Source organism: Thermaerobacter sp. PB12/4term (assembly GCF_003403315.2).
In the GTDB taxonomy this organism is placed as follows: Bacteria; Bacillota; Sulfobacillia; order Thermaerobacterales; family Thermaerobacteraceae; genus Thermaerobacter.
On the sequence record NZ_CP048407.1, the window covers coordinates 819085 to 844139 of the forward strand.

Annotated in this window: 13 protein-coding genes and 1 pseudogene; 12 read left to right on the forward strand and 2 right to left on the reverse strand. The window is 69.6% G+C overall.

Translation table 11 applies throughout. The features are described from left to right. Positions 1–151: 151 nt before the first annotated feature. The 10 genes and pseudogenes from DYI95_RS13195 (at position 152) to fetB (ending at position 14813) form a co-directional block, all read left to right on the forward strand. Complete coding sequence (locus DYI95_RS13195) at positions 152–541, forward strand: ATP-binding protein (protein WP_371731897.1); 390 nt, start codon at positions 152–154, stop codon at positions 539–541. 26 nt (positions 542–567) lie between these two features. Continuing rightward, positions 568–900, forward strand: a complete 333-nt coding sequence (locus tag DYI95_RS03355; RefSeq protein WP_116900816.1) for an STAS domain-containing protein — start codon at positions 568–570, stop codon at positions 898–900. A 116-nt stretch (positions 901–1016) separates the two neighbouring features. Beyond that, the gene (locus DYI95_RS03360; protein WP_147308117.1) at positions 1017–3257 is read left to right on the forward strand and encodes a DUF342 domain-containing protein; all 2241 of its coding nucleotides are present in this window, start codon (positions 1017–1019) and stop codon (positions 3255–3257) included. A 126-nt stretch (positions 3258–3383) separates the two neighbouring features. After that, a complete protein-coding gene (murJ, locus tag DYI95_RS03365; protein ID WP_243149842.1) occupies positions 3384–5306 on the forward strand; it encodes a murein biosynthesis integral membrane protein MurJ in 1923 nt (640 codons plus the stop codon). A 222-nt stretch (positions 5307–5528) separates the two neighbouring features. Beyond that, positions 5529–7448, forward strand: a complete 1920-nt coding sequence (locus DYI95_RS03370; protein ID WP_243149921.1) for a S8 family serine peptidase — start codon at positions 5529–5531, stop codon at positions 7446–7448. Positions 7449–8115: 667 nt separating this feature from the next. Next, a complete protein-coding gene (locus DYI95_RS03375; RefSeq protein WP_147308116.1) occupies positions 8116–11025 on the forward strand; it encodes a KGGVGR-motif variant AAA ATPase in 2910 nt (969 codons plus the stop codon). A gap of 354 nt (positions 11026–11379) precedes the next feature. Next, a pseudogene (locus tag DYI95_RS13200) lies at positions 11380–12009 on the forward strand (glycosyltransferase); the annotation flags it as partial. Positions 12010–12267: 258 nt separating this feature from the next. Further along, positions 12268–13149 carry a glycosyltransferase gene (locus DYI95_RS12260; RefSeq protein WP_243149843.1) on the forward strand — a complete coding sequence of 294 codons (882 nt, stop codon included), beginning with the start codon at positions 12268–12270 and terminating at the stop codon, positions 13147–13149. Between the two features lie 169 nt (positions 13150–13318). Further along, positions 13319–13975 carry an ATP-binding cassette domain-containing protein gene (locus tag DYI95_RS03385; RefSeq protein ID WP_243149844.1) on the forward strand — a complete coding sequence of 219 codons (657 nt, stop codon included), beginning with the start codon at positions 13319–13321 and terminating at the stop codon, positions 13973–13975. Positions 13976–14006: 31 nt separating this feature from the next. Continuing rightward, positions 14007–14813 (forward strand): iron export ABC transporter permease subunit FetB, encoded by an 807-nt coding sequence (gene fetB, locus DYI95_RS03390; protein ID WP_116900811.1) that lies wholly within the window; start codon positions 14007–14009, stop codon positions 14811–14813. Positions 14814–14846: 33 nt separating this feature from the next. Here fetB and DYI95_RS03395 read toward each other — a convergent pair whose 3' ends face one another. Beyond that, the gene (locus DYI95_RS03395) at positions 14847–15401 is read right to left on the reverse strand and encodes a DUF4411 family protein (RefSeq protein ID WP_116900810.1); all 555 of its coding nucleotides are present in this window, start codon (positions 15399–15401) and stop codon (positions 14847–14849) included. Beyond that, a complete protein-coding gene (locus DYI95_RS03400; RefSeq protein ID WP_147308115.1) occupies positions 15402–16466 on the reverse strand; it encodes an ImmA/IrrE family metallo-endopeptidase in 1065 nt (354 codons plus the stop codon). 4154 nt (positions 16467–20620) lie between these two features. Here DYI95_RS03400 and DYI95_RS12960 point away from each other — a divergent pair. Continuing rightward, positions 20621–21856, forward strand: a complete 1236-nt coding sequence (locus tag DYI95_RS12960) for a glycosyltransferase (protein WP_305849872.1) — start codon at positions 20621–20623, stop codon at positions 21854–21856. A 727-nt stretch (positions 21857–22583) separates the two neighbouring features. Further along, entirely contained in the window at positions 22584–23867 is a 1284-nt protein-coding gene (locus DYI95_RS03420; RefSeq protein ID WP_158556055.1) for a glycosyltransferase family 4 protein, read from the forward strand. The last annotated feature ends 1188 nt before the right edge of the window (positions 23868–25055 follow it).

Here is a 25055-nt window from a genome sequence, read left to right on the forward strand (position 1 = left end):
AAGGACGGCTCGAAGTTGCCGGCGACGCGTTGGCACCGCCCCCTTGGGGTCGGGCGGGAAGCGCCTCGTGCAGAACAGAGCACGGCGATAATGAGGAAAAAACTGTTAACGGGGGGGTAATTTCTCCCATTCCCAGGCGGGAACCTCTCTGATCTACCGGGCCCGGTTTCGAAAGCCATCGGGGGTCGCGACCGCTCGACGCCGTCTGCAACAACGGTTGTTGGAGCTGGCCTATCCATCCACTTTGATTCAACGGGTTGTCGTCGCCACGGCCGAAGCGATGATCAACGCCGTTCGCTACGCCGGCGGTGGGGAGCTTGACGTGGTCTCCTCCGATTCGCGATTACATGCCCTCATCACAGACTCCGGCCCTGGTATCGCCTTTGACCGGCTCGCCCAGGCCCTCCTGCGGCCCCGAAACCGGTTGAACCTGGGACGGGGTCACGGGTACTGGCTCATGGTCAGTATGGCGTCCCATTGCCGGGTCACGTCGACTCCCGGAAGAACCCGCGTTGAGCTGGTTTTCGATGTTGGTACCTAAGCCGATCCTGACACGGGGGGAATCCCATGGACGACGTCCTGCAACTGCCTGCGGGTTCGGGTCACCGCCTTCTCCTCAACGGCGACCTGGACTTCGAGCGGGCCGAGCGGATTGCAGCCGCGTTGCAGCGTTACGCCGGCGGCCCGGTGGTCCTCGATCTCAGCCGGTGCCAGTTCATCGACTCGACGGGCATCGGGGTCCTCGTCGATGCCCTCCGCTCCTACGCCGCCCGCGGCATCGAGGTGGCGGCGGTGCGAGTGCGGCCGGCGGTGTTCGAGGTGTTGGAGATCGTGGGGGTGGTCGACGTCTTCGGCCGCGGCCTGTTCGAGATCGTGCTCGATGAGGGGGAAGACGCGTAGATGGAGGCGGACGACGCCTAGAGGGTGCGCCCTCCGTCGTTCACCACCCTCCATGACCACCCCACCTGACGACGGCCGCTTGCCAACGCGGCGGTAGCGGGAGGAGGCGGTATGCGGTGCCGGGCACGAGGAGCGGTAGCAGTCAGATCATGGAAGAACTGACCTTCGCGGTCCCGGCCCGCAACGCCGTCGAGGCCTTCGCCCGCGCCATAGAACGCTCCGGTTATCCCCCCGAGCGCCTCGTACCCCGGCGGGCGGAAGTCGTCCGGCCCGGCCGGCGGCTGGCCTGGTGGTGGATCCGGCCCCCGCTGATGCGGGTGGTCCTGGCGGTTCGGCCGGTTCCACCCGCCGAGGGTGCCCAACCCGAGCAGGATCCGCCGGCTCGGGGTACCCCCGGCCCGGTCCAAACCCCGACCATGGCCCGGGTCCGCCACGGCCGGCTCGAGATCCTGCCCGGTTCCCCGGACGAACCCGCCATCCTCGTCCCCGGCCCCGGGGTGCGGCTGAACGTCAACGGCACGGACGTGGACGAGGCCGTGGCGGTCACGGCGGCGGACCGGGTGGAAGCCCAGGTCGCATCCGGCGCCGGTTGGGCCGCCGGTTCTGCTACAGATTCCATTACCCACCCCGATGCAGACTCCGTTACCGAAACTGTTACCGGTGCCGGTTCCAACGCCCGTGTTGGTGCTGGTGCCGGTGCCGGCGCCGGTTCCGCCGCCGCGCCCATCGAGGTCCGGCTTGCCCCTGACGGGCTGCAGGCCAGCGTACGGGTGCCCCTGGTTCGTCTCCGGGTGCTGAAGGAGGCGGGGCCCACCCGGGTGCTCCACCTGGAGACGGCGACCCTGCAGCGGCCGCCGGCCGGTCTGACGGTCGAGGCGATCATGGATGCCCTGGCCGAGGCCGGCGTCACCGAGGGCATCGACAGCGAAGCGGTGGCCCGGGTGGCGACGGAGGGGGCGCCGCTGCCGGTGACGGTGGCCCGCGGGCGACCACCCCGGGACGGTCGGGACGGGAAGCTGGTCACGGTGGTGGGACCCTTATCCGCAGAGCGGTCTCCGCGGCCCAATCGGGACGGCCGTGCCAGCCTTTCGGGCCGTCCCGTGCTTTCGATCCCCGAAGGCAGCCTGGTGGGCTATATCGTGCCGCCGGAGCCGGGGCAGCCGGGGCGGGGCGTCGACGGCCGGGTTCTTCCGGCGAGGGACGGGCGGCCGGCCCAGGTGCGCTACGGGCAAGGGGTCGTCGCGGTCAAGGGGCCTGGCGGGCGCCAGGAGCTCCGCGCCCTGCGCCAGGGCCGGCCGGTGGTGCAGCGGGTGGGGCGCCTCGCCTGGTACGTCGACGTGGTGCCCCTGCTGGTCCACGACGGCGACCTGACGGCGGCGACGGGGTCGGTGCGCTTCGACGGTGACGTCATCGTCACCGGCAACGTCAGCGAGGGGGCGGCGGTGGTGGCCGGCGGGCGGATCCACGTCTACGGCGGGGTCGACCACGGCCTGCTCGAGGCGGCGGGGGACGTGACGGTCGAGGGGGCGGTGATCCAGGCGCGGGTCGTGGCGGGGGCGCGGGCGCGACTCTACGGCCGGCTGCGGGGGCGGTTGGAGCCGCTGCAGGAGGGCGCCCGGCGGATCCAGGCGGCCATGCGGCTGGTGGAGGGGGCGGCCTCCTTCCAAAACCGGGACATCGCCCGGTTCGGCCCGGGCCGGCTGGTCCGGCTGCTGGTCGACATGAAGTTCCGCGACGTGCAGGAGCGGGCGCGGAGCGTCCACCGCCTGCTGGCTGCCCACCGCGGTCCCCTGGACCCGCCCGTGGAGGCGCTGCGGCAGCCCCTGGCCGAGCTGGCCGGCACCGTTGGCGACGGGTTCGACCTGCCCGGGCTGATCGCCGCCCTGGGGGAGGCGGCGGCGTTCCTCCAGTGGTTCGAGACGCCGGCTCCGGCGACGGCCACGGTGGGGTACGTGCACAACGGGGTCGTCGAGGCGACGGGGGCGATCCGGGTCGGCCCCGCCGGCACCTACCACGCCCGGCTGTGGGCGGGGGAGCGGGTATCGGTGCAGGGGCCGGTGGTCGGCGGGACGGTCGAAGCCGGCCGCGCGGTCCACGTGCTGGAGGCCGGGTCGACGGCCCTCCCCGCCACCGTGCTGGCGGTGGGGGAGGGCGGGATCATCCGGGCCGGGTATGCCCACGAGAACGTGTGGCTGCGGGTGGGCGAGCGGCAGCGGCGCCTGGCCGAGCCCCGGGCCGACCTCAGGGTGGGCAGCGGGACGAACCGGCCACCGGGCCCCGTCAAGGACCGTCCGGCCAAGGCCTACCCGGATACCACGATGGCCAGTCCTGTTTCGGGGCACGGCGCCGCGGGGTGAAACCGCCTGGGACGGCGTTGTGGGGCGCGCAGGACCCCGGCCTTGGGGTTCCGGGGTGACGCCGGGCGCCGCGGCCCTTGGCTCACCCAGAGCCGGACCCGCCCCGCCGATGGTATAAAGGAGGTGTTGGGGGGCGACGGCTTGTCCTCTTCCCGGCTGGCCAAATCGGTGGCGATCATCTTCATCATCGGCGTCATCAGCCGCGTCCTCGGGTTCTTCCGGGAGATGGTGCTGGCGGCGGTGTTCGGGGCCAGCCCGGTGACGGACGCCTACACCATCACCCTGTCCATCCCCTTCGTGGTCTTCGCCGCCTTCGGCTCGGCCATCACCACGGTGGTCCTGCCCCTGCTGGCGCAATACCGGGCTCGCGGCCAGATGGACGACCTGGAGCGGGTGGCCTGGACCCTCTTCCACGCCCTGCTCCTGCTCCTGGTGGTGTTCCTGGCCGTGCTCATGGCCGGGGTCGATGTGGTGCTGCGCGTCTTCGCGCCCGGCTTCGCCGGCGAGACCTTCCGGCTGGCCCGGGAGCTGGCGCTGATCCTGCTGCCCGGCATCCTGTTCATGGGGATCAACGGCTGGCTCCAGGCGGTGCACAACAGCGCCCGCAGCTTCATCGCCCCCGCCGCGGTGGGCATCCCCCTCAACTTCATCATGATGGCGGGGACCTACTTCTTCGGCCGGTGGTACGGGATCGAGGCGGTGGCCTGGGCCTCTCTCGTGGCGATGGCCTCCCAGGTGATCGTGCTCTGGCCCGGTCTCAAGGCGCTGGGGCTTACCTACCGGCCCGTTCTGGACTGGCGCCACCCCGACCTGCGGCTGGTGCTCAAACGAACGGGGCCGGTGCTGCTGGGCACGGGCGCCGTACAGCTCAGCCAGATCGTCGACAAGGCGCTGGCCTCGGGCCTGCCGGCGGGCAGCGCGGCGGCCCTGACCTTCGCCCAGCGCCTGCAGGGCCTGCCCCTGGGCCTGATCACCTTTCCCATCATCAACGTGGTCTACCCCGAGCTGGCCACCCGCATCGCCCGGGGCGAGCGGCGTGGCTTCGGCGCCGCCCTCAACCGGGGGTTGCGGGTGCTGATCTTCATCCTGGCGCCGGTCAGCGCCGGGCTGATCCTCTTGCGGATCGAGGTCACCCGGCTGGTCTTCGAGCGGGGCGCCTTCGATTTCCACGACACCCAGCTGACGGCCTTCGCCTTGCTGTTCTACATGCTGGGCCTGGCGGGCTACGCCTGGCGCGAGCTCCTGAGCCGGGCCATGTATAGCATGGGTGACACCTGGACCCCGGCCTCGACGGCCGCAGTGGCCATGGGGCTCAACATCGCGCTGAATCTGATCCTGGTGCGGTTCCTGGCCCAGGGCGGCATCGCCCTGGCGGCGTCGGTGGCCATGTGGTGGGGCGCCCTGGTGCTCATGGTGCGGATCCGGCGCCGGGTGGGGCAGATCAGCTACCGGGCCGTCGGCAAGGGCGCCTTGCAGGCCCTGGCCGCCACGGCGGTCATGGCGGTGGCGGTCGAACTGGCCCGGCGGTTCCTCTTCGGCGACCTGGCCCGGGCCGCCCTGGCGGGCCAGCCGGTGGGCTTCATGCCCCTGGCCGTGGAGGTGGTCGCCTTGACCGCCATCGGGGCGCTGGTCTACGCCGCGGTGCTCCGGGCCCTGGGGGTGGAAGAATGGGCCCTGGTCCAGGACCTGGTGAGCCGGGCGGTGGGCCAGGTGGGCCGGATCCTGGCGTTGCTCCTGTCGAGGGGACGGCGTACGGCGGTGGAGGCGCGGGAACCCGGCCGGGGCAATGCCACCCGGGAACCCTCACCGGGCGCCGTCCGCGGTTCGGCCCGTGGTTCGGTTGGTAGTTCGGCCAGCGGTTTTGCCGATGGTTCGGCCGGTGATCCCGGCGGTGGTGCCGCCACGGCTCCCCCTCGCGGCTCCGACCGCGCCGCTGGTCCGCTCGCAAATCCCCATGGTGGCTCCGCCAGCGACTCCGCCGGCGCCCTCGGCGCCCGTCCGGCGGACGATTCCTCCCCCGGTCCCCAACGGGACCCCGCCACCCACTAAGATTTTGGCTCCCTCTGTCGAATACCGGGGAAGACGGCAAAAATGCCCGGTTTGGACTATCGCCGGCGGTCACACCCGGCGACCGGTCGCCGGTTGCATGGAGCGGCGGGGGGGAAGGGCTGTATGGGTCTTGGGCGGATCCGAGCGATGGTACGGGCCGAGGTGGCGGTGAAGGGTCAGGCAGCGGTACTGGCAGCAAGGATGATGGGGGCCTTGGTGCCGATGCGGACCCGGACCGCGCTGCGTGCCAGCGCGGCGGTCCTGATCGCGGCGGTGGCCCTCACGGGGTTCACGGCGCCGCCGGCCCGCGCCTCTGCGGCGGCCCTCGCACCCGCGGCCGCGTTCAACCCGCCCACCCCCGTACCGGGCCGCGGGCCGGTCACGCCGGTGGCGGCCCCGCAACCCGCACCCGCACCTGCACCCGCATCCGCACCTGGACCCGCACCCGCAGCTGCGTTCGACCCCACCGACACGTACGCCCTGGCGGCCTATCGCCCGGCCGCCGCCCCCGACGACCCCGGCTTCCCCCTCCAGTGGGGCCTGCGCAACGACGGCCAGACCATCGCCGGCCAGCCCGGCACGCCCGGCGTCGACGTAGGGGCCGAGGCCGCCTGGGTCCTAAGCCGGGGCGAGGGCGTCCGGATCGCCGTGATCGACACCGGCGTCCAGCTGGACCACCCCGACCTGCAGGGCGCCTTCTGGGTCAACCGGGCCGAGGCCGCCGGCCAGCCGGGCCGCGACGACGACGGCAACGGCTACGTCGACGACCTCCACGGCTACGACTTCACCCACCACGACGCCACCGTGTTCGACCCCGCCGACGGGGAAGAACACGGTACCCACGTGGCCGGCATCCTGGCCGCCCGCACCGGCAACGGCGAGGGCGTGGCGGGCCTGGCCCCCGGCGCCAGGCTCATGGTGCTCAAGGTCTTCGACGGCCAGGGCCAGAGCGATACCGGCACGGTGATCGAAGCGATCCGCTACGCCCGGCGCATGGGCGCCCGCATCGTCAACATGTCCTGGGGGGCGCCCGGTCCCACCGACCCGACCCTGTGCCGGGTGATCGCCGAATCGCCCATGCTGTTCGTCGCCGCCGCGGGTAACGAAGCCCAGGATCTGGATGCCACCCCCTTCTACCCGGCGTCGTGCGACGCACCCAACCTCATCACCGTCGCTGCCGCCGACAACCGGGGCTACCTGCCGGCCTTCTCCAACTACGGGCGGCGGTCGGTCGACCTGGCGGCGCCGGGCTGGTTCATCCTGAACACCGTGCCGGGGCGGGACGAACCGGCTGCCGCCGGCCTTCCGCCGGGACCCGCCCCCCTGGAGCCGGGCCTGGGCCGGGGCAGCTACGGCTGGCTGAGCGGCACGTCCATGGCCACGCCCTTCGTCACGGCCACGGCAGCCCTGGTGGCGAGCCGCTACCCGTGGCTGACCCCCGTGCAGCTGGCGCAGCAGGTGCTGGCCACGGTCCAGGCTTTCCCTGGCCTCGAGGGCTGGGTGGCGACGGGAGGCCTGGTCTCGGCCCGGGGCGCGGTGTGGGCCGAGGCGGTGGCCCCGCCACCCTTTGCCGACGTCACCCCCAACATGGCCTTGTATGCGGAAGTGCTCCGCGCGGCGCGGCTCGGCCTGACCCAGGGCTATACCGTCGACCGCTTCGCACCCGGTGAGCCGGTGACCCGCCACCAGTTCGCCAAGCTGCTGGTGGGGGCGGTGGAACGGGCCACCGGCCAGCCTTTGCCCGACCGGCCGGCCGACGGCAGCCCGCCGCCCGACTTCCCCGACGTGAACGAGCATGACGGTAACCTGGGGCCGTACGTGCTGAGGGCGGCCGTGGCGGGGTTCATCAAGGGCTACCCCGACGGGACCTTCCGCCCCGACCAGCCCATCAAGCGGATCGAGGCGGCCCTCATGGTGAGCCGCGCCCTGGGCCTGTCCCAGGACGCCCCGAGTCCCTTTGCCGACGTCTCGGGCGCCCTGGCCGGCACCGCCGGGGCGGTGGCCCGGGCGAAGATCATGGTCGGCACGCCGGCCAAGGACGGCAGTGCGGTGTACTTCTTCCCCGCCCGGTCCATCACCCGGGCCGAGGCGGCAGCGGTGGCGCTGCGGGCGCACGACGCCGCGGTTCAGGCGGCACCGTGACGGTAGGATCGCCCGCCTGTTGGAAGAGGGGCGCGGCGACACTTGGGCGCCACCGCCCTGAGATAATACGGAAAAGGAAGGAATGCCCATATCGATGTCGAATGTAGTAGCGGCCATCCTGCAGCGGACCGGCGGGATGGGAGGGGTCGATGGCTGGAAACCAGATTCCAGTGAACCGGTGGCAGTTCTGGCGGGCCGCCCGGGCGCACAGGCAGGCTTATGAGCGTTTGATCGCACGGCAGCATTCGGGACAAGGTTCCTCAGGTTCCGGAAGGAGGGCCGTGGGGCGTGACGAAGGTGGAGCGTCAATCGGAAGCGCTTACCTCCTCCTCTATTACGCGGTCGAGTGCGCCGTCAAGGCGAGACTCCTTGAAGAACGGCACCGCCCCCGTTATGATCAGCTAGACCCTGGGGACCAAATCGGCCATCTGCTCAACAAAGGGCTGACGAAGCTACATCTTAGCGTCCGCATTCCTCCCGTGACGTCACGCGACTTCCGAGAACGCATAAAGGATCACCAACTGCACCAAGCTTGGCGATATGGGAAGCCCCTGGTTCCCGAGCAGGAGCGGCGAGCCGTCCAAGCGCTCGAATGTGCATGGCAAGCCCTTTTGGACCTTTGACGAATCAGCCGCGTGGTCGGTGGCATGAAAGGGAGCTTTGTCCAATGCGCCATACGGGACATGGTCCGCTTTACACCTGGCTCGATGTGGAGTCCGTGATTCTGCGGGCGCGGTACGCAGGCCGCTGGCCCGAGGGTGTCGTGTATTTTGTCGATCCTTCCGGAATCCACATCGAGGTGACCAGCCCCGTGGCCGGCCAGGCAGCGGTCGCCGCCCTTCGCCGGTGGTTCGGGGCCCGTTTTGACGACAGGTCCATGGCCGTCACGTTAGAACCTGCGGGCAGCCGGGAACGGTCTCTGGCGGTTTCCATCGAAGAGGTTGAAGAAGTTGACCTCGCGAGGCGAACCCTTCGCCCAACATTTACCCACGTGGCTTTGTTGCCATTGCCGGAAACACCGGGAGCGGCACCGTACGAGTTGCCGCCCGCGTTGCCGGGTGAGTCACCGGTCATTTCCGCGTTCTATTCGTTCAAGGGGGGTGTGGGTCGATCGACCCACGCTCTGGCATTCACCCGTGCGGTGTATGACTTAGGCGGCCCTGGCCGTCCCTTGGTGCTGCTGGTCGATGCGGACCTGGAAGCCCCGGGTCTAACCTGGTGGCTTCAGGACCTGGCCGGGGAATGGCGCGTATCGTTCCTCGATCTCCTTGCCCTGGCACAGTATGACGAATCACCGGGTCGTCAAGAAACGATGACCATCGTCACCCAAGGGCTCAGGCAGCAGCTCGTCACGTTAGAAACGGTTCAGGGGCGGGTGAAGTTCTTTTTCTTGCCCGCTTTCCGAACCGAAGAGCAGGCTCTTCGGATGCCCCTGCGCCCCGAGCATGTGGTACGCGTACCGCGGCAGGCGTGGCTCTTGACCGACCTTTTGGCGGCCATCGGCCACGTGCTCGAGGTAAGTACTGTCATCGTGGACCTGCGGGCGGGCTACAGTGAGGTCGCCAGCCCGTTCCTCTTTGACCCCCGGGTCCGCCGCATCCTGGTGACGACGCCCGCAAGTCCTTCGGTAAGGGGAACCTGCTCCGTCCTGAAGCAGATCCGCAAGCTTACGCCAGGTCAAGCGGAACCGGATTCCCCCTACTCGGATCCGGTGGTCGTCATCTCCATGGTCACATCCCACGACGAAACGGCCGTGCTGGACGCCCAGACCCGGTTGTGGGAGGCCTATCCCGGCGGCTATGAGTTAGGCTTCCCACCTGCTCCTTTAATGGCGCAAACCGGCCAGACCATAAGCGTGGCCATTACCACAGGCGAAGTCGTCCGGGAGCAACCCGATTCGCCGGCTGTGTCGACCGGTACCGAGACCCAACCCGAGGTGGATCCCATTTCGCCCCCCGCCCTTAGGGTAGAGGCAACTGCCTATGCTGACGAGTTGCTGCACCTTCACGACTTGCGGGCGGCCTGGGAAAGGTTGAGCGGAACCTCGGTCCTCCGGACGATGACGGACCTGGCCCGGGAGTGGGTCCAGGAAGCGAAGCGGCGGGCAGGGCACGCGGAGCACAGCTCCCAAGAGCATCGATCGAACCAAGCGGACCGGGCAGAGTTGCGCCAGGCCCTGGAACGGAAGGCCGCTAGTTGGGTCTATGCCGAATCGGCGGATGCCGACGACTTCCTGCGAACGGGTGCGTGGGAACAACTCGCCCGGCGATTTTTCGCCGATTTACCTCTTGCAGTTGTCATGGGAGCCAAGGGCGCGGGGAAGACGTTCCTCTTCCTCCAGCTGCTCCGGCTGCAGACGTGGGAAGCGTTCCTTGAAGCCCTCCAAATCTCTCCCGCGGTACCGAGGAGACCCTGGGCTCCCGTGGTGCCGATGCTCTACCCCACGGAGCTCACCCAGACGGATGTTGCCAGGGCTCGACTCCAGGCTTGCCGGACGACGGCGGCAGGCGTGCTTGGCCACTCGTTCGTGCGAGATCGGGGCTACGTCGTACAAGAAATTCATCGCCGGCTCCGAAACCCGGCCAGCGTCTCGGAATGGGTCACCCAGTGGTTGACCCTGATAGGAGCGGTGCTGGAGATCGATGTCACGGGGGCATCGCCACTTGAGCGCCTGCAAGAAATCTTGGAGCGTCGCGATGCCCGGGTGGTCGTGGCCATCGATGGTCTCGAGCAGGTGTTTGATGACATCGTCCGCGACGAGCGGCAGCAGGCGGCTTTGAGAGCATTGTGCCAGGAACTCCCTGCGCTGCTGGCGGAGATCCCCGACCGCCGCCTCGGTTTGGTGGTGTTTGTCCGAAAGGATCTTGCCCGTGCCGCAATCACGCAAAACTTTGGCCAATTCGAACGACTCCACCAGCCGTATGAACTGCGGTGGAACCCGGAAGAAGCCCTGCGCCTCGCCGTCTGGCTATGCAAGGCGGCGGACCTGACCGAACCCCTAGGGATGAGCTTGCAAGACTTCGCTCTGGAAGAAGCCCCCTGGAGGGTGCTCGAGGAAGCCCTTCGCCCGGTCTGGGGGTACCGGTTGGGGAGGCTGACGTCCAGGGAAGCCATAACGGCAAACTGGGTCATCGCCGCCCTATCCGATCTGAACGGCCGGTTGCAGCCGCGAGATGTCGTGCGGTTCTTCCAGTTCGCGGCCCGGCGCGCCCAGGAAGTGACGGACTACGACACACTCTACACCGACCGACTCTTGCCTCCGGCGGCCGTACGCTACGCCGTGCGCCCCTGTAGCTTGAAGAAGGTCGAAGAGGTGCAAGAGGAAGCCAAGTGGGTGAAAGGCATCATCGAGAAGTTTCGCGGGCAGCCCGATCGCCGTATCCCCTTTCGGCCCGAAGACTTCGAACTGACCGGTGAAGAAGTCCGCTTGATGAAGGAACTGGGCATGGTGCTGGAGGATGAGGATAAGCTCTATATGCCGGAAATCTACCGCCACGGCCTGGGTTTCCGGCTCGATCGCGGGGCACGGCCGCGGGTTCTTACGTTGATGAAGCGCGCCTTCGGAAGCCTCTTCTAGCCGCGCAGGCGCCGCACCGGCGACACCCCAGTAACAGGCTGCGTGGAACGGGCTGCTAAAAAATACCCCAGTAATTTTCGATACCAGGGAAAGGAAGGTTTGCTCCGGGCGCGAACACTGTACAGTGACCGGCAGGTCCCTAGGGGGCAAGGGTACCCAGGCGTCGGGATCCGAATGCGGGGCTGAGGACCCGGCGGGGGCATGGGTGGCGGGAGGTGGCAGGACCTCCCGCCGTCAGGGAGCCGGCCGGTCGACTCGGGGCGGGCCTTCACAAGGAGGCCCGCCCCGGGCATTTACCCGTGGTATCGCTCGCCGGCCGCACGGGCCCGGAGGCGGGTGGGGAGGAACCCGCCCATGCGCCGATCCGCCGGCCGCCGCACCGGCCAAGGCCCGGCCCAGCCTGCCGGGCCAACCGCACCCTCGTCGCGAGCCCGCTCTGTGCCGCAACGGGCCCCGCTTGGGGCGCGACCGCCCGCGGTCCGGCCACCGGGGCTGGACGCCGTGCCCATCGCAGGCGGCGGTCCGCACCCGGGGCTCCCGGCGGACGCGCTCCTGCGAGCCCGGGGCGTGGTACTGGTGGTAACCCGGGCGGATCGCATCGGCGGCGCCCAGGTGCACGTGCTCGACCTGGCCCGAGGATTACGTGCCCGGGGCGTGCCCACCGTGGTGATCACGGGCCCGCCGGGGCCCTTCACCACTGCGCTGGAGCAGGCCGGTATCCCCCACCGGTCCCTGCCCCATCTGGTGCGACCCGTCCGGCCGCTGGCCGATCTGCGCGCCCTGCTTGCCCTGTGCTCGGTCCTGCGGCAGTTGAACCCCGCCCTGGTTGCCGCCCACTCTACCAAGGCCACCTGGTTGGCCCGCCTGGCTGCCGCCAGCCTCGGCATACCCTGTGTGATCACGGTCCACGGCTGGCCGTGGGCCACGCCCCGGACGACCCCCGGGCGGGTGACGAGGAACGCGACGGGGAGGAGGGGCACCGCAAGGAGGGGCACGGCGAGGAGGGGTACCGCAAGGAGGGGAACGGCGAGGACGGGCAGGGGGAGCACGCGGATGCGGTCGGAGGGGAGGCGAACGACGGCGATACGAACGAGGGGGATACGAAAGAGGGGCATACAGACGATGCGGATACGGGCGAGGGCTGCCGAGGCCGGTCAAGGGCGCCCCGCACCTCGCCGGTCTCGCCTGCGTCGCCTGCGGTACGCGGGGGCGCAGGACGGCGCCGGGCACCGAAGCGAGGCGGTGACCCTCGCCGTGGCCCGGTGGGGCGAGCGCCTGCTGGCCCGCCTGGCGGCCGCCGTGATCACCGTCTCCGGCCATGACTACCGGGAGGGCCTCCGCCACGGCTTGGTCGATCCCCGGCGAGCGGTGGTGATCCCCAACGGCGTCGCCGACCCTGCCGCCGGTCGCGGTGAGGGTTGCGGCGGAACCGGTGGAACCGGCGGAAGCGGCGGCAACGGTGGAACCGGTCGAAACGGTGGGCTCCAGGCAACCGGCCGGCTGCCTGCCCAGGTGAGGTGGGCAGGCCAAGACGGGGCAGCCGGCCCGCTCCGGGTCGTCATGGTCGCCCGCTTCGAGCCGCCCAAGGATCACGCCACCCTGCTGCAGGCCGTCGCCTTGCTCGAGGAGGGGAGCCTTGGATCCCCGGGCCCCGTCCCGAACTGCGTCCCGAACTGGGTGGTCGAACTGGCGGGCGACGGCCCGTTGCTCCCCGGGGCCGTCAAGCTCGCCCGCACCCTGGGCATCGGCCACCGGGTGCGCTTCCTGGGGGCTCAGCCCGACGGGGCCGGCGCCGTCCAGGATGCGGCCGTGGCGGTCCTCTGCTCCCAACGGGAAGGGCTGCCCCTTGCCGTCCTCGAAGCCATGGCCGCCGGGGTGCCCGTGGTGGCGTCGGCGGTGGGCGGGGTGCCCGAAGCCGTTCGGCCCGGTGTCACCGGGTATCTGGTTCCTCCCGGCGATCCGGCCGCCCTCGCCCACTGTCTCCGCCTGTTGCTGGCCGACCCGATCCTGCGCCAGCGGATGGGTGCCGCCGCCCGCGCCCGTTACGAGTCCCGCTTCACGGTGGATCGGATGGTGGAAGCGACCCTGGCCGTCTACCGCCGGGTGTGCGGTGGTTCTAGCTAGACCCGCGCCGTGCAGCACACCTTCAACACCCGCCGCGGCCGTTGCTGGCGGGCATTGGCAGGCCGCGTTACTATAACCGGCGGAGGCGATTCCCCTGGACAGCCTTCTGCTCCAAGCTGAAGGACTCGGCCGGCGCCTGCCCGCCGCGGGCGATCAGCCGGCGCGGTGGGTGTGGCGGGGCGTCGACTTGACCCTGGCGGAAGGGGAGAGCGTCGCCGTCACCGGACCCTCGGGCACCGGCAAGACCCTCCTCCTTCGCGCTCTCGCCGGTCTCGACCCGGTGGACGAGGGCACGGTGTCGCTGGAGGGCCGGCCCCAGGCCGCCTGGCCCGCACCGCTGTACCGGGCCCGCATCGTCTACGTCGCCCAGCGGCCCGCCCTGTTCGACGGGACGGTGGAAGACAACCTGGCCCGTCCCTTCACCCTGGCGGTGCGGCAGGGGAGGCGCAGGGCCGGCGGAACCGGTCGCAGCCCTGGCCGCCGGGGCGACGGCACCGCCAGCGGGTTCGACCGGCAACGGGCCGCCGAACTCCTAACCGCCCTGGGCCGGGATGGCGGCTTCCTGCAGCGCCCGGTGACCGCCCTTTCGGGCGGCGAGGCGCAGATCACGGCCCTGGTCCGGGCCCTGCTGGTGGAACCGGCGATCCTCCTGCTGGACGAGCCCACCGCCTCCCTGGACGAAGCCACGGCCCGGGCGGCGGAGGACCTGATCGCCGGCTGGCTGGCGACCGCACCAGGCCGGGCGTGCCTGTGGACCAGCCACGACCGCGACCAGCTCCGGCGGGTGGCGGACCGGGAAGTGGCCCTGGTACCTGCCGAGAACTGAAGGGACGTGGACCATCAAGGGAGGACCAGCGGTGGACGCAGGTTACGTGCAGCTGGGCTACGGCGAGGTGGCCCTGGCGGCGGGGCTGATCCTGATCAACGGCGCGCTGTCCCTCGCCCTGGGGCTCGGCCTGGAGCGACGGCTTATGGTGGCGTCGGTCCGGACCGTGGTGCAGCTGCTGCTCATCGGCTACCTGCTGAAGTTCATCTTCGGGCTGCGGCACCCGCTGTGGGTGCTCCTGCTGGGCCTGGTCATGGTCGCCTTGGCCGGGCACGCGGCGGTGGGGCGGGTGAGCGGCCGGTTCCGAGGGATCTATGCCGGGAGCACCGTGTCGGTGCTGGTGTCGTCCTTCCTGGTGACCGGTCTGGCGGTGGCCGCCATCGTACGGCCGCGGCCGTGGTATGAGCCCCAGTACGTGATTCCCCTGCTGGGCATGGTGCTGGGGAACGCCCTCAACGGCGTGTCCCTGGGCCTCGACCGGTTCCTGGAAGGGCTGGCCCGCCGCCGCGATCAGGTGGAAGGTCTGCTGGCCTTGGGTGCCACGCGCTGGGAAGCCTGCCGGGACGTGATCCGGGATGCGGTGCGGACGGGCATGGTGCCTACCCTCAACAGCATGGCGGTGGTGGGGCTCGTCAGCCTGCCCGGCATGATGACGGGCCAGATCCTGGCCGGCGCCGACCCCGCCGACGCCGTCCGCTACCAGATCGTGATCATGTTCATGATCGCCGCCGCCACGGCCCTCGGCACCCTGGGGGCCGTAGCGTATGCCTACCGGTCGCTCCTGGACGGGTTTCACCGGCTGCGGCTCGACCGGCTGAGCAGAGCCCAGAGGGACTAGCCTCAAGCGATCCGCATAATGCCCGCTGAAGAACTAAGCAGTAGACTCTAAAGTTCCATGACGACTGAGGACTTGGTAAAAGGAAACACACTTTACTTCAAATACCCAAGCAATAAACGGAATGCGAACCTTGCCGTCGATTTTACCGAGACCTTGATGAAACTGAGGTAGAGAAAATCCTTCGAATGTAACAAGAGGGATGCCGTACGTCTTTGCAAGGGCAATGTACCATCCATCGTATCCGCGGCTAAATTCGTCCACCTGATGCTGACGGAAATGTGCCCTAACAAATTTCTCGATTTGCGCAAGATAATTAAATGTTTCCGGCAATGGATCAAGAAGGCGAATCAATTCATTGTCTGCTAATGTTCTTGCGAACTGACTGGCGATATCCTTCCGTTTTTGGACCTCACTAATGAGCTCGCGCGAACCCACCAGGTGCCCGTTTGTGAAGGCAGTCAAGAACCATTGCTTGAGCCAATCTGCAACGGCATCTGTCGACGAATGGCCCATCACCAATCGAAGCGTATGCAACGATGGCGTTGCGAACGGTGTAATCATCACATTGGCATCCACAAGGTATGCCATTTATATCCGACGCTCCAAGTAAGCGACGAAGGTAGAGATCTTAAGTCCCAATAGGGACGCAGCCTCACCGTATCCCAGGTCACCCCGGAGGGTGGCATCAATGACTGCGCTCGTGAACGTGGGGCTATTATATACCTCGATGTTGCGATAGGGGTTGCCACCGCGGTGCTCATTTCTCCGCTGAAGGAGCGTGGTTTCGTAACGTTCCATTAAGTCCCGATATTCATCCCGAGCAATGAGGCCAAGGTCCAACGCCCGCCGCGACACGACCCAGAGACTGACCCAGAAGAACCGGCTGCAGTGTTGGGCAACGTCGTATGGATCCGCGGGCGTACTTGCCCAGACATGCCGGAAGGTCTCTTCCGGGACCAGCAGCTCTGCTGCAGCACGGTCGCAGAATGTCTCAAGGTCAATGGGCGTTTCCAGCTCCAAGTTGTCGTCCACGCCGCTCTGGCCGAGCCATATGTGTACCAATTCATGGGCAAAGGTGAAGTTGCGTCGCGCGACGTAATCCCGCGTGTTGATGAAGATCAGCGGTGCTTCCGGATCGGCCAAAGCGAATCCTGCGAACTCCTCCGGGTCGAGGGGGCGGTGGGTGTTGTAACCGAGGATGCCACGGCGCAAGACCAGAATGCCGGCCTTTTCCGTAGCGGTCGCGAGCCGGCGCAAGAAGTCGCTCCAATCGCGAGCCTGGCGTTGCTCTTGCTGGACCGGAATGACCTTGCGGATGGCCTCCGCCACGTCGATGGGTCGGGCCTGCCGCCAGTTGAAGCTACCGACGAACCCCAAGCGCCTTCCCCGGTGTACCTCACGCCACCAGTCCTGCTTCCGCAGGGCGTCATAGAGGACGTTCAGCAACGCGGGGCTTGGCTCGTCCATGGGCAGCCGCCCGCGGCGCAGATCGGCCACGGGCAAGGTGACACGCTCGGGCGGTGGCAGGAGCAACTGCCCAAGGGAGACGTCAAGCCGCTGGGCAATCTGCCGCGCCTGCCTGTACGTAGGGCGGGCCCGGCCCTCCAGCCACGCCAAGGCCCGGGCCGGCGCCACACCGGCCGCCCGCGCCAAACCCTCCGGTCCAACCTGGGCCCGCTGTACGGCCCAGCGCAAAGTCGCTGGGTGAACCGGAACCTCAATCCTCTGGGGCATGGCCTGGCCCCTTTCCCTTGCCAAACCGCCCCCGCATCGAACGGGTTAGCGTCACACCGCAGCATACACCAAGATTTGCCTGGGCGTAAAGATGCGCGATGAAGGCTCTCATCCGGCCGGGACCTTCAGCGCAGGTTCCCTGGTGCAGGTTTCCCGGTGCCGGCCGCCCCGTCCCACACCCCAGTGCCGAGCCCCGCGTGCGGCTTCCGGAGCCGGCTCCCCAATATGGGCGCCCCCACGGCCGGTTTCCCGAGGACCAACCCGAAAGCCCGCCCACGTGACCGGCAAAACTTGGCACAAGTATCCACCTGTATGCCACCCCGACAATTCCCGATCTCCAGAATATCCCGGTAAGCGGGACATCCTGGGACCCGTCCCAGCCAAGTCCGGCCTTTCCCGCACGGCTCATCCGGGGGACGGATTCCACGGCCGCCACCGGCCGCCCAGAGGTCAACGGAAGGAGGACGCGGGGTGGACGGTTACCTCACGAGACCCGGCGCCACGGCTGTCCTGGCCCTGGCGCACCTCGCCCTAGTTGCCTTCGCCTTCTGGCGCACCCGCCGCCCGCTGTTCACCGGCTTTCACGTGTTCTTAGGACTTGAGGCGGTGGCCTACGGCGTCCGCCCGCTGCTCAACCTGCTGACCGGCCGCTACCTGCTCTACGGCACCCCCGCCGTGCTCATCCCCGGCGGCGCCCCGGTGTCCTTCCTGCCCCCAACGCCGGTCGAACCGGCCGCCTGGGCGGCCTACAACCGCGGCCTGGCCATGCAACTGGCCTTTGCCGCCGCCCTGGTGGCCGCTTATGGGCCGGCCGCCAGGGTGCTGGCGCAACGCGGGACGGACCAGACACCGCGACGTCGGGAAGGCCGGGGGAGTGTAACCCAGGATACACGGCCGGCCGCCCCAGTGGCTCCCGCCTCACGGTCGCTGGCAATCGCTTGGCTTGTGTCCCTGTTGCTCGGTACGGCGGCCGTCGTCGCCATGCACGTCCTCTCCGGTGGCGCCTGGCTCCCTGGTCACCGGGCCGGGACCACCCTGACCGCCGCCGTCCCCTATGGGAAGATCCTATTCCCCCTGGCCGTGATCCCGCTGGCCGCCAGCTTGCCCCTGGCGCGGGCGGGCGCTGCTCGAGGTACCGGAGGCTGGATCGGCCGGTCCGGTCGGGGTGGCCAACGGGACCGGGGCTGGCAGCTCTCCCGGGCCCGTCGATCCGCCCCGGGAGAGGGGAGGAGGCGAGCAAAGACGAGGAACCGGGAAGGGGGAGGCGGGGGAAGGCCTCATGGGGCGGTATGCTCGGTCGACCCTTGCCTCGGCCCTGCCCCGGGAGGTGAGTCAGACCTTAACCGCTGTGACGGCGACGCGAACCTGGAAGCTCACGGGCATCGTGGCGGTGACGGTGACGGTGGGGGTGATGGTAGCGGTGACGGTGGCGGTGACGGTCACGGGAACGGTTTCCCCTGGGGGACGGCGGCCGCGGCGGCCCTGGTGGGAGGGAGCCTATGGGCGGTGACCCTGCTTCTGCTCCTGTACCAGCGCGGCTACCTCTTGACCGCCCTGCTGACCACGGCCTTCGTGGACGAGCGCCTCCGCCCCTGGACCTTCCGCCACCTGGCCGTCCTGGTCGCCGGGCTGCTAGTCGTCCTCGCCGGCGCCCGGCCCCTGGCGACGACGGCGGCGGGGATGGTGGCGGGGGTGGTGGTGGACGTGGTGGAAGGGGGGCGTCCGGCAGCGGCCGCCCCAGCCCGCCCCGACGGATCCCCGAGCCGAACCCAGTCCGGCCGGGCGCCCGGTGGGGTTCCCGGCCCGGCCCCAGCCGCAGGTGACGCTGCAGTCCCTAGGACGACAGTGCCCGCTTGTGCCCAGCCCTGGATGGCGCCCCCAGCCTCCGCCCTATCCCAGTGGGGGCGTGCCCCGGCCGCTGCTTCGCAATCCCCGTCGTACCCCAACCCGCATCCCGCTCTCGAACTCGCCCGCCCGTCCCTTCACTTCTTCGCCCGCAGCCCCAACTTCGATGGGCCCGACGTCTGGGTGCTGGCCCAGGGCTTCACCGCCCAGCACGGCTACCTGGGCGGTTGGACGCTGGCCGCCATCCCGGCCCGCATCCTCACCCCTGCCGCCCGCGGCGAGCGCTGCCTGCTGACGGCGGCCGACCTGCTCAACACCTACCGCTGGCGCCAGTTCTACTGGCAGACCCGCTTCGGCTTCAACGTCTCCCTGGCCCAGGAGGTCTATCTGAACTTCGGGCAAGCGGCGCTGCCCGCGGCGGGCGCCCTGGCCGGACTGCTGGCCGCCGCGGGGGACCGGCTCATCACCCTGTGGCAGCGGCGTCCGTTCCCGCAGCCGGTGACGCCTCCCCCGGTGACGTTCAAGCCTCCAGAACCCCATTCCGCCACGGGCCCGCGCTCCGCCTCGGGCCGAAACGGCCCTCCCGCCGGTACCCCAGCGAGCCAGCCTGCCCCGTCCGGGCGGAAGGACGGCCAAGCGGCCCGGCGGGGCGAATCGCTGCCCTCGCCCTTCCAGATCTACGGCGCCTGCGCGGTGCTGGCCGCCGCGGCCTTCACCAAGGAACCCGCCGCCACCCTGCAGTGGATCGCGGCCTACCTACTGGTGGGGGCCGCCGTCGAGGCCGGTTCCCGGCTTGTTGCCCGTCTTGTCGCCCGGCTCGTCGAAGGAGTCTTCGATCGGGATCCTGGCCGGGATCCTGGCGGTGGGGGGCCCGGCGATGGGGCGGGTGCCGGCGACCGGATCGCTGATGCCGGCCGCCGTATCGCCGGTCCCGGCCGCCGGACTGCCGCTTCCGGGCCCCGCCTCGTGGTCCGCTCCGTGACGGTCGATCCGGCCGGTGCCACGGCCCCCATCGGGACGGGGGCTCCACCGACGCCCCTCCGGCCCGCCGCGACCCGGATGCCAGTTGCGCTGTCCGCCCACCCGCCGGTGACCCCAGCCCGGATGGGGGCTCCGGAGCAGGCCCGCCAGCCGGCCCCCCCTGCGGCGAGCCGTCGCCTGCACCTGCCCGTGGGGGTGGTGATCTGCCGTTCCAATCCCGTGGCCCCCGACCCCCGGGTGGAGCGGGTAGCCCGCACTCTGGCCCGGGCGGGCTATCAGGTCCAGGTGGTGGGGTGGAACCGGTCCGTCTACGGCCGCGGCCTGCGCCACCTTCCCGCCTGGCTGGGCTGGCAGGTCCGCCTCCTGGGCTGGCTCTTCCGCCACCGCCGCGCCATCGACGTGATCCACGCCTGCGACTTCGACACCCTGATCCCGGCCCTGTTGGTCAAGGCCGTCTCGTCTCGGCGGCGGTGGCCGCTGCGGATGCCCCTGCCCCGAGACCGGTGCCGACCCTCCGGCGGGCCTGGCGGTGTGCCCCTGGTCCGGGGCCAGCGCCGGTTTTCCGACGGGCCTGGTGATGTGCCCCTGCCGCGAAACCGGCGCCGGCCCTCCCGGGAACCTGGGGGTGTGCCCGACGCCCACGGTTCGCCCGGCCGCCCCGCCGGCCCCCAGGCCGTGATCTACGACATCTTCGACTGGTATGCCGACACCGTGGCCGGCCTGCCCGGCCCCGCCCGCCGCCTCCTGGCCGCCCTGGACCGGCTCCTGCTCACCCGGGCCGACGCCGTGATCCTTGCGGACGAACGCCGCCTGCCCCAGCTGGGCGCCGCCCGCCCCCGCCGCCTGGCGGTGATCTACAACAGCCCGGACTGGGAGGGGGAGCACCAGGCGAAGCGGGAGCGCGATGGGCAGCCGGAGCGCCAGGAGCAGCCGGAGGGGAAGAGGCAGGGGACCACGCCATCCACGGCCAGGGCACCGTCCCACGGAGCCCACCAGGGGAAGAAGCCGGAGGGGGAGCGGCCGGGGGAGAGCGAGCGCGAAAGGGCCGGACGGGCCCCGCGGCAGGGCGAGGGCGAAGCGCCAGGGCCACGGGCCAGGCAGGGACGGGGTGCCGGGATTGGACCGAGGGTCGGGAACCGAGGACAAGGCCCATTCCGCACCTGGCTGCCGCGGGAAGGCCCGCCCTGCGCCTTGCCTACGTGGGCACCCTCCAGCCCGGCCGGGGCCTGCAGGAACTGCTGGCCGTCATGGCCCGCCACCCCGAATGGCACCTCGACCTGGCCGGCTTCGGTCCGGAAGAACCGGCCCTCCGCCGGGCGGCGGAGGGCCTACCCAACGTGCGGTTTCACGGGCGGGTCTCCCATGCCGCCTGCCGGGAGCTTTACGCCCGGGCCGACGTGATCCCCGCCCTCTACGATCCCGCCATCCCCAACCACCGCTACGCCAGCCCCAGCAAGGTCTTCGAGGCCATGGCCCTGGGGAAGCCGGTGATCGTGGCCCGGGGGACGGGCATCGACCGCCGCGTCCGGCGCCACCGGCTGGGGTGGGTGGTGCCCTACGGGAACGTCGAGGCGCTGGAGGCCGCCCTGACCGAGGTGGCGGGGTGGACCCCGGCGCGGCGCCGGGCCTTCACGCGCCGCGCCCCGCGGCTGTACCGCCGTCGCTGGGGCTGGCCACGGATGGAGCGGCGCCTTCTTCGGCTGTATCGGGACGTCGTGACGGCCCACGAGGAAGAGGTGCATCGGCAGCCCGAACCCTTCAACCCAAATGGATCGGGTCGCACCGATGGTCTGGGTTGCACCGAACCCGGGGGCTGCGAACCCGCGAACCCTTGGGCCTACAAACCCGCGGAACCCGGCGGCCATGAACCCCTGGGCTCCGTGTCCAGGCTCAACCCCGGCCGAGGCCAGCCCTCCGTCGACGGGGCCCACACACAAAGCGTGCAACCCCAGGGGGGCCGACCCAAGGGGCCCGGCAACCCTCTGCTAAGCTCCCCGCCACCCGACTCCCCGCCACCGGACCCCCCGCCAGCCATCTCCCGATCGCCTGATCACCGCCTGCCGGCTCCCCGGACCTCCACCCGCGTTCCCCGGGTCCTCATCGGCCGCCACGTCTCTCCGGCCGTCCGCCGCCACGTCCTGCTTTGGGCGATGGGCAACGGCATGGCCGTGGACCTGATCCCCGACCCCTACGAGGTGCTCCTGGCCGGCGCCCGCTGGGGCCAGCTGGACGACATGCCCCTGCTCCGGGTGGGCCCCCTGGCGCCGCCTCCCGCCGCGCGCCTCGTGAAACGCATCCTGGATGTGGTGGGGAGCCTGGCGCTGCTGGTCCTCTTCGCCTGGGCCTTCGCCCTGATCCCCCTGCTGATCTGGCTGGACGACCGAGGCCCCGTCCTCTACCGCCAGACGCGCCTGGGCCTCCACGGCCGTCCCTTCACCATCCTGAAGTTCCGGACCATGGTGAGGATCCTATTTCGGGTATAGGTCCCCTCCTCAGGGGCGCCACCTTCGACCACGCCGACGTCTGGGGCCTGGCCCAGGGCTACGCGGAAGAACACGAGTTCCGTCACGGGTCGACCCTGGCCGCCATCCCGGCCCGGTTCCTGACTCCTCCCGCCCGGCAGGCTACCCGCTGGCGGACGGCCGCCGACCTCCTCAACGAGTACCGGTGGAAGCACTTCTACTGGGAGACCCGCTTCGGTTTCAACGTGACCCTGCCCCAGGAGGTCTATCTGAACTTCGGGCCCTGGCCGTTGCCCGCGGCGGGGGTCTTGGCGGGGCTTCTGGCGGCCGGTGGCGACCGGTGGCTCTGGCGGCGCGGGGCCAGGAGAGGTGGTCTCCCCGACGAGCCACCGCGGCAGCACCGGGACGGGCGCCGGGCTTGCGGCATGCCCGACGTAGTTCGGCCCTCTGAGAGCGACCGGAACGAAGGAAGGGCTTCCCCAGGCTTCAGACCCGGCGCCCGCCTGACGGTGGCCGCTGCGAGGCGCCTGCACCCCGGCATCCAGCCTGTGTTGCCTGATGGACCCGGCTGGGTCTACGGGGCCTGTGCCCTCTTCGCCGCGGGCGGTTTCGTCAAGGAGCCCGGGGCGACGCTGCAGTGTGCCTGGCGTACCACTTGCTGGGCGGGGTGGTGGGCCTTGCTGCCCGGGCCGTGATCCGTACGCCGGCTCCCCGCCCGAATGGATTGGTGATCCTAAGGTCCAATCCAGTGGCCCCGGACCCCCGGGTGGCGCGGGTAGCCCGCACCCTGGCCCGGGCGGGGTTCCGGGTGACGGTGGTGGCGTGGGACAGGGAGGGCGCCTTTGACGAGTGGGAGGGGGCAACCTTCGGCCGGATCATCCGGCTGCGGGCGGGGATAGGTGCCCGTAGGGCCGGGAACGAGTACGGGCCAAGACGGCGAACCGGCCACGGCCCGGGGCAGAGCCGAGGACGGAAGCGACCCCGCCTCCGCCGGAGCCCCTACGGGACCGGGCTGCGCAAACTGCCCGCCTTCCTTCACTGGCAGTGGCAGCTACTGGGGTGGCTGCTGCGCCACCGGAACCGGTACGCCATTATCCACGCCTGCGATTTCGATACGTTGACACCCTCTGTCATTCTGAAGTTTGTATACGGTAAGAGGGTAGTCTACGACATCTTCGACTGGTATGCGGAAACGGTCCGCGGGTTACCCGCGATCCTGCGCCGCGGGGTGGCCCGCCTGGACCGCTGGCTCCTTGAAAAGGTAGACGCGGTCATCCTGGCGGATGAGAGCCGCCTGCCCCAGCTCGGGAAGGCCCGCCCGCGGCGGCTGGAGATCGTCTACAACACCCCGGACTGGGACCCGGACGACGTCATCCGCGGGCTGCCGTCCCGGCGGGGGCTGCGGGTGGCCTACATTGGCTTGCTACAGGCCGACCGGGGCTTGCTGGAACTCCTAGAGGTCATCGGTCGGCACCCAGAGTGGGTGCTGGACCTGGGCGGGTTTGGCGCGGAGGAAGAGCTGATCCGGGATGCGGCGGCGACTCTGCCCAACGTCCGGATTCAGGGGCGCGTGCCGCACATCCGCTACATGGAGATCTACGCCCGTGCCGACGTGGTGGTCGTGACCTACGACCCGTCGCTTCTGAACCACCGTTACTCCAGCCCCAACAAGCTGTTCGAGGCGATGCGGCTGGGCAAGCCGGTCGTGGTGGCGGAGGGCACCGGAGTCGACCGGCTGGTCAAAGCATGGCGCCTAGGGTATGTGGTGCCCTACGGGGACACGATCCGCCTGGAGGCCGCATTGGAGGACGCCGCAGGGTGGACGCGGGAAGAGGGACGTGCTTTCGCCGAGCGGGTGAGCCGTGTCTACGACCAGTATTTCTCATGGCGAATGATGGAACAGCGGTTGCTGCGCGTGTATAAAGAGATGCTCAAGCCGATCGTGGCTGCCGGAAGTTCCCGAGAATCCGGATCGTTACCGAATGTCCCGGACGGCGGCGGGGAGCCACAAGCGGGGGGACCGCCGGAATGAGAGACATGGAGGAGCGTCCGCCTTGCATCGTGGATCGCATACAGGAGGGGAACAGTCAATTCGCACGAATTGTACAAAAGGGTGCACGGGAAACAGGCTCTAGGTGCGCTGCGTCGCTGGCCTCCGGGGAGTTGAGGCACCAGATCAAGGAGGGTGGCAGTCTCCTCCCGGCTAAACGCGCCGTAGACGTCGCGCAGTTGCTCTTTGACCCAGTGGAAGTGGGCCACGTTCTTGGGTGCTGCTTGCGAATGACCGCCAGTTGGGCCGCCTATGCGCGGCCAGGTCCTCCTCGTTATTCGCCAGCGGCCACCGGGGGGGCGCTAGCCGGTCACCTCCTGTTCCACGCGGTGGGCGGCATCGACCCGTCGGTTGACATCCTGGATCACGTAGAAGGGGTAGGCCACGACTAGGACGCCGGGTAGGACACGCTCCACCGCGGCCGCCAGCCTTCCTTAAGGTCGATACAGACCGCCCGAATTTTTGCGCGGACGGACGCCGGAAGCTCGCGCAAGAATGTCTCCAGGAGTCGCACGCGATCATGGGCCAGCAGTGCCAAGGGCGCCGCTCGGGGGCCACGGAGTTGACGGTGATCATCATGCCCCGTCCCTGGAAACTGTTTTCGTCGATCCCCAACACCAGGGGAGGCTCTGAAGGGCCTCTTCCACGTCCACTCGTTCCCTCACCGCCGCAGCAGGAGCCGCTGCAAGGTGTTCGGGCTGGTCTCCCTCGCTTCCGCAGCTCCCCGGAAGCTGCGTTGCGCCACCCCCTCCAGCAGCTGAGCTTCGGCTCGCTCCGGCCGGCACGCCCAGGGGCGAATTCCCCTGGTCGGCGCTCCGTGAAGACCTTCCAGCCGTCACAGTGGAACCGCCGCGGCCGCACCTACAGGAACACGGGTCAGCGGTCGCACCAGGTGTGCAGCTTCGGCCGCCATGTGCGGGAGAGGTCGTAGCCGGACCGTAGGGCACCATTATCGCGGGCATCGCGTTTGCTTGCGCGGCCGGCCCGCATAACCGTCTGGTCTGCTAAACATACACCCGGTCCACATTCCAGGCACACGCGCCGCTACCCTTGTCCACAGGCGGTGGCGAGTCACCTCCGGGATGTGGGCTGGCTACCAATTCCTTGGCTCGCCAACCGCCGTTTCCTCTCGGTACCCATACTGTTCAGCCTAGGGCCTGGGAAGCATTG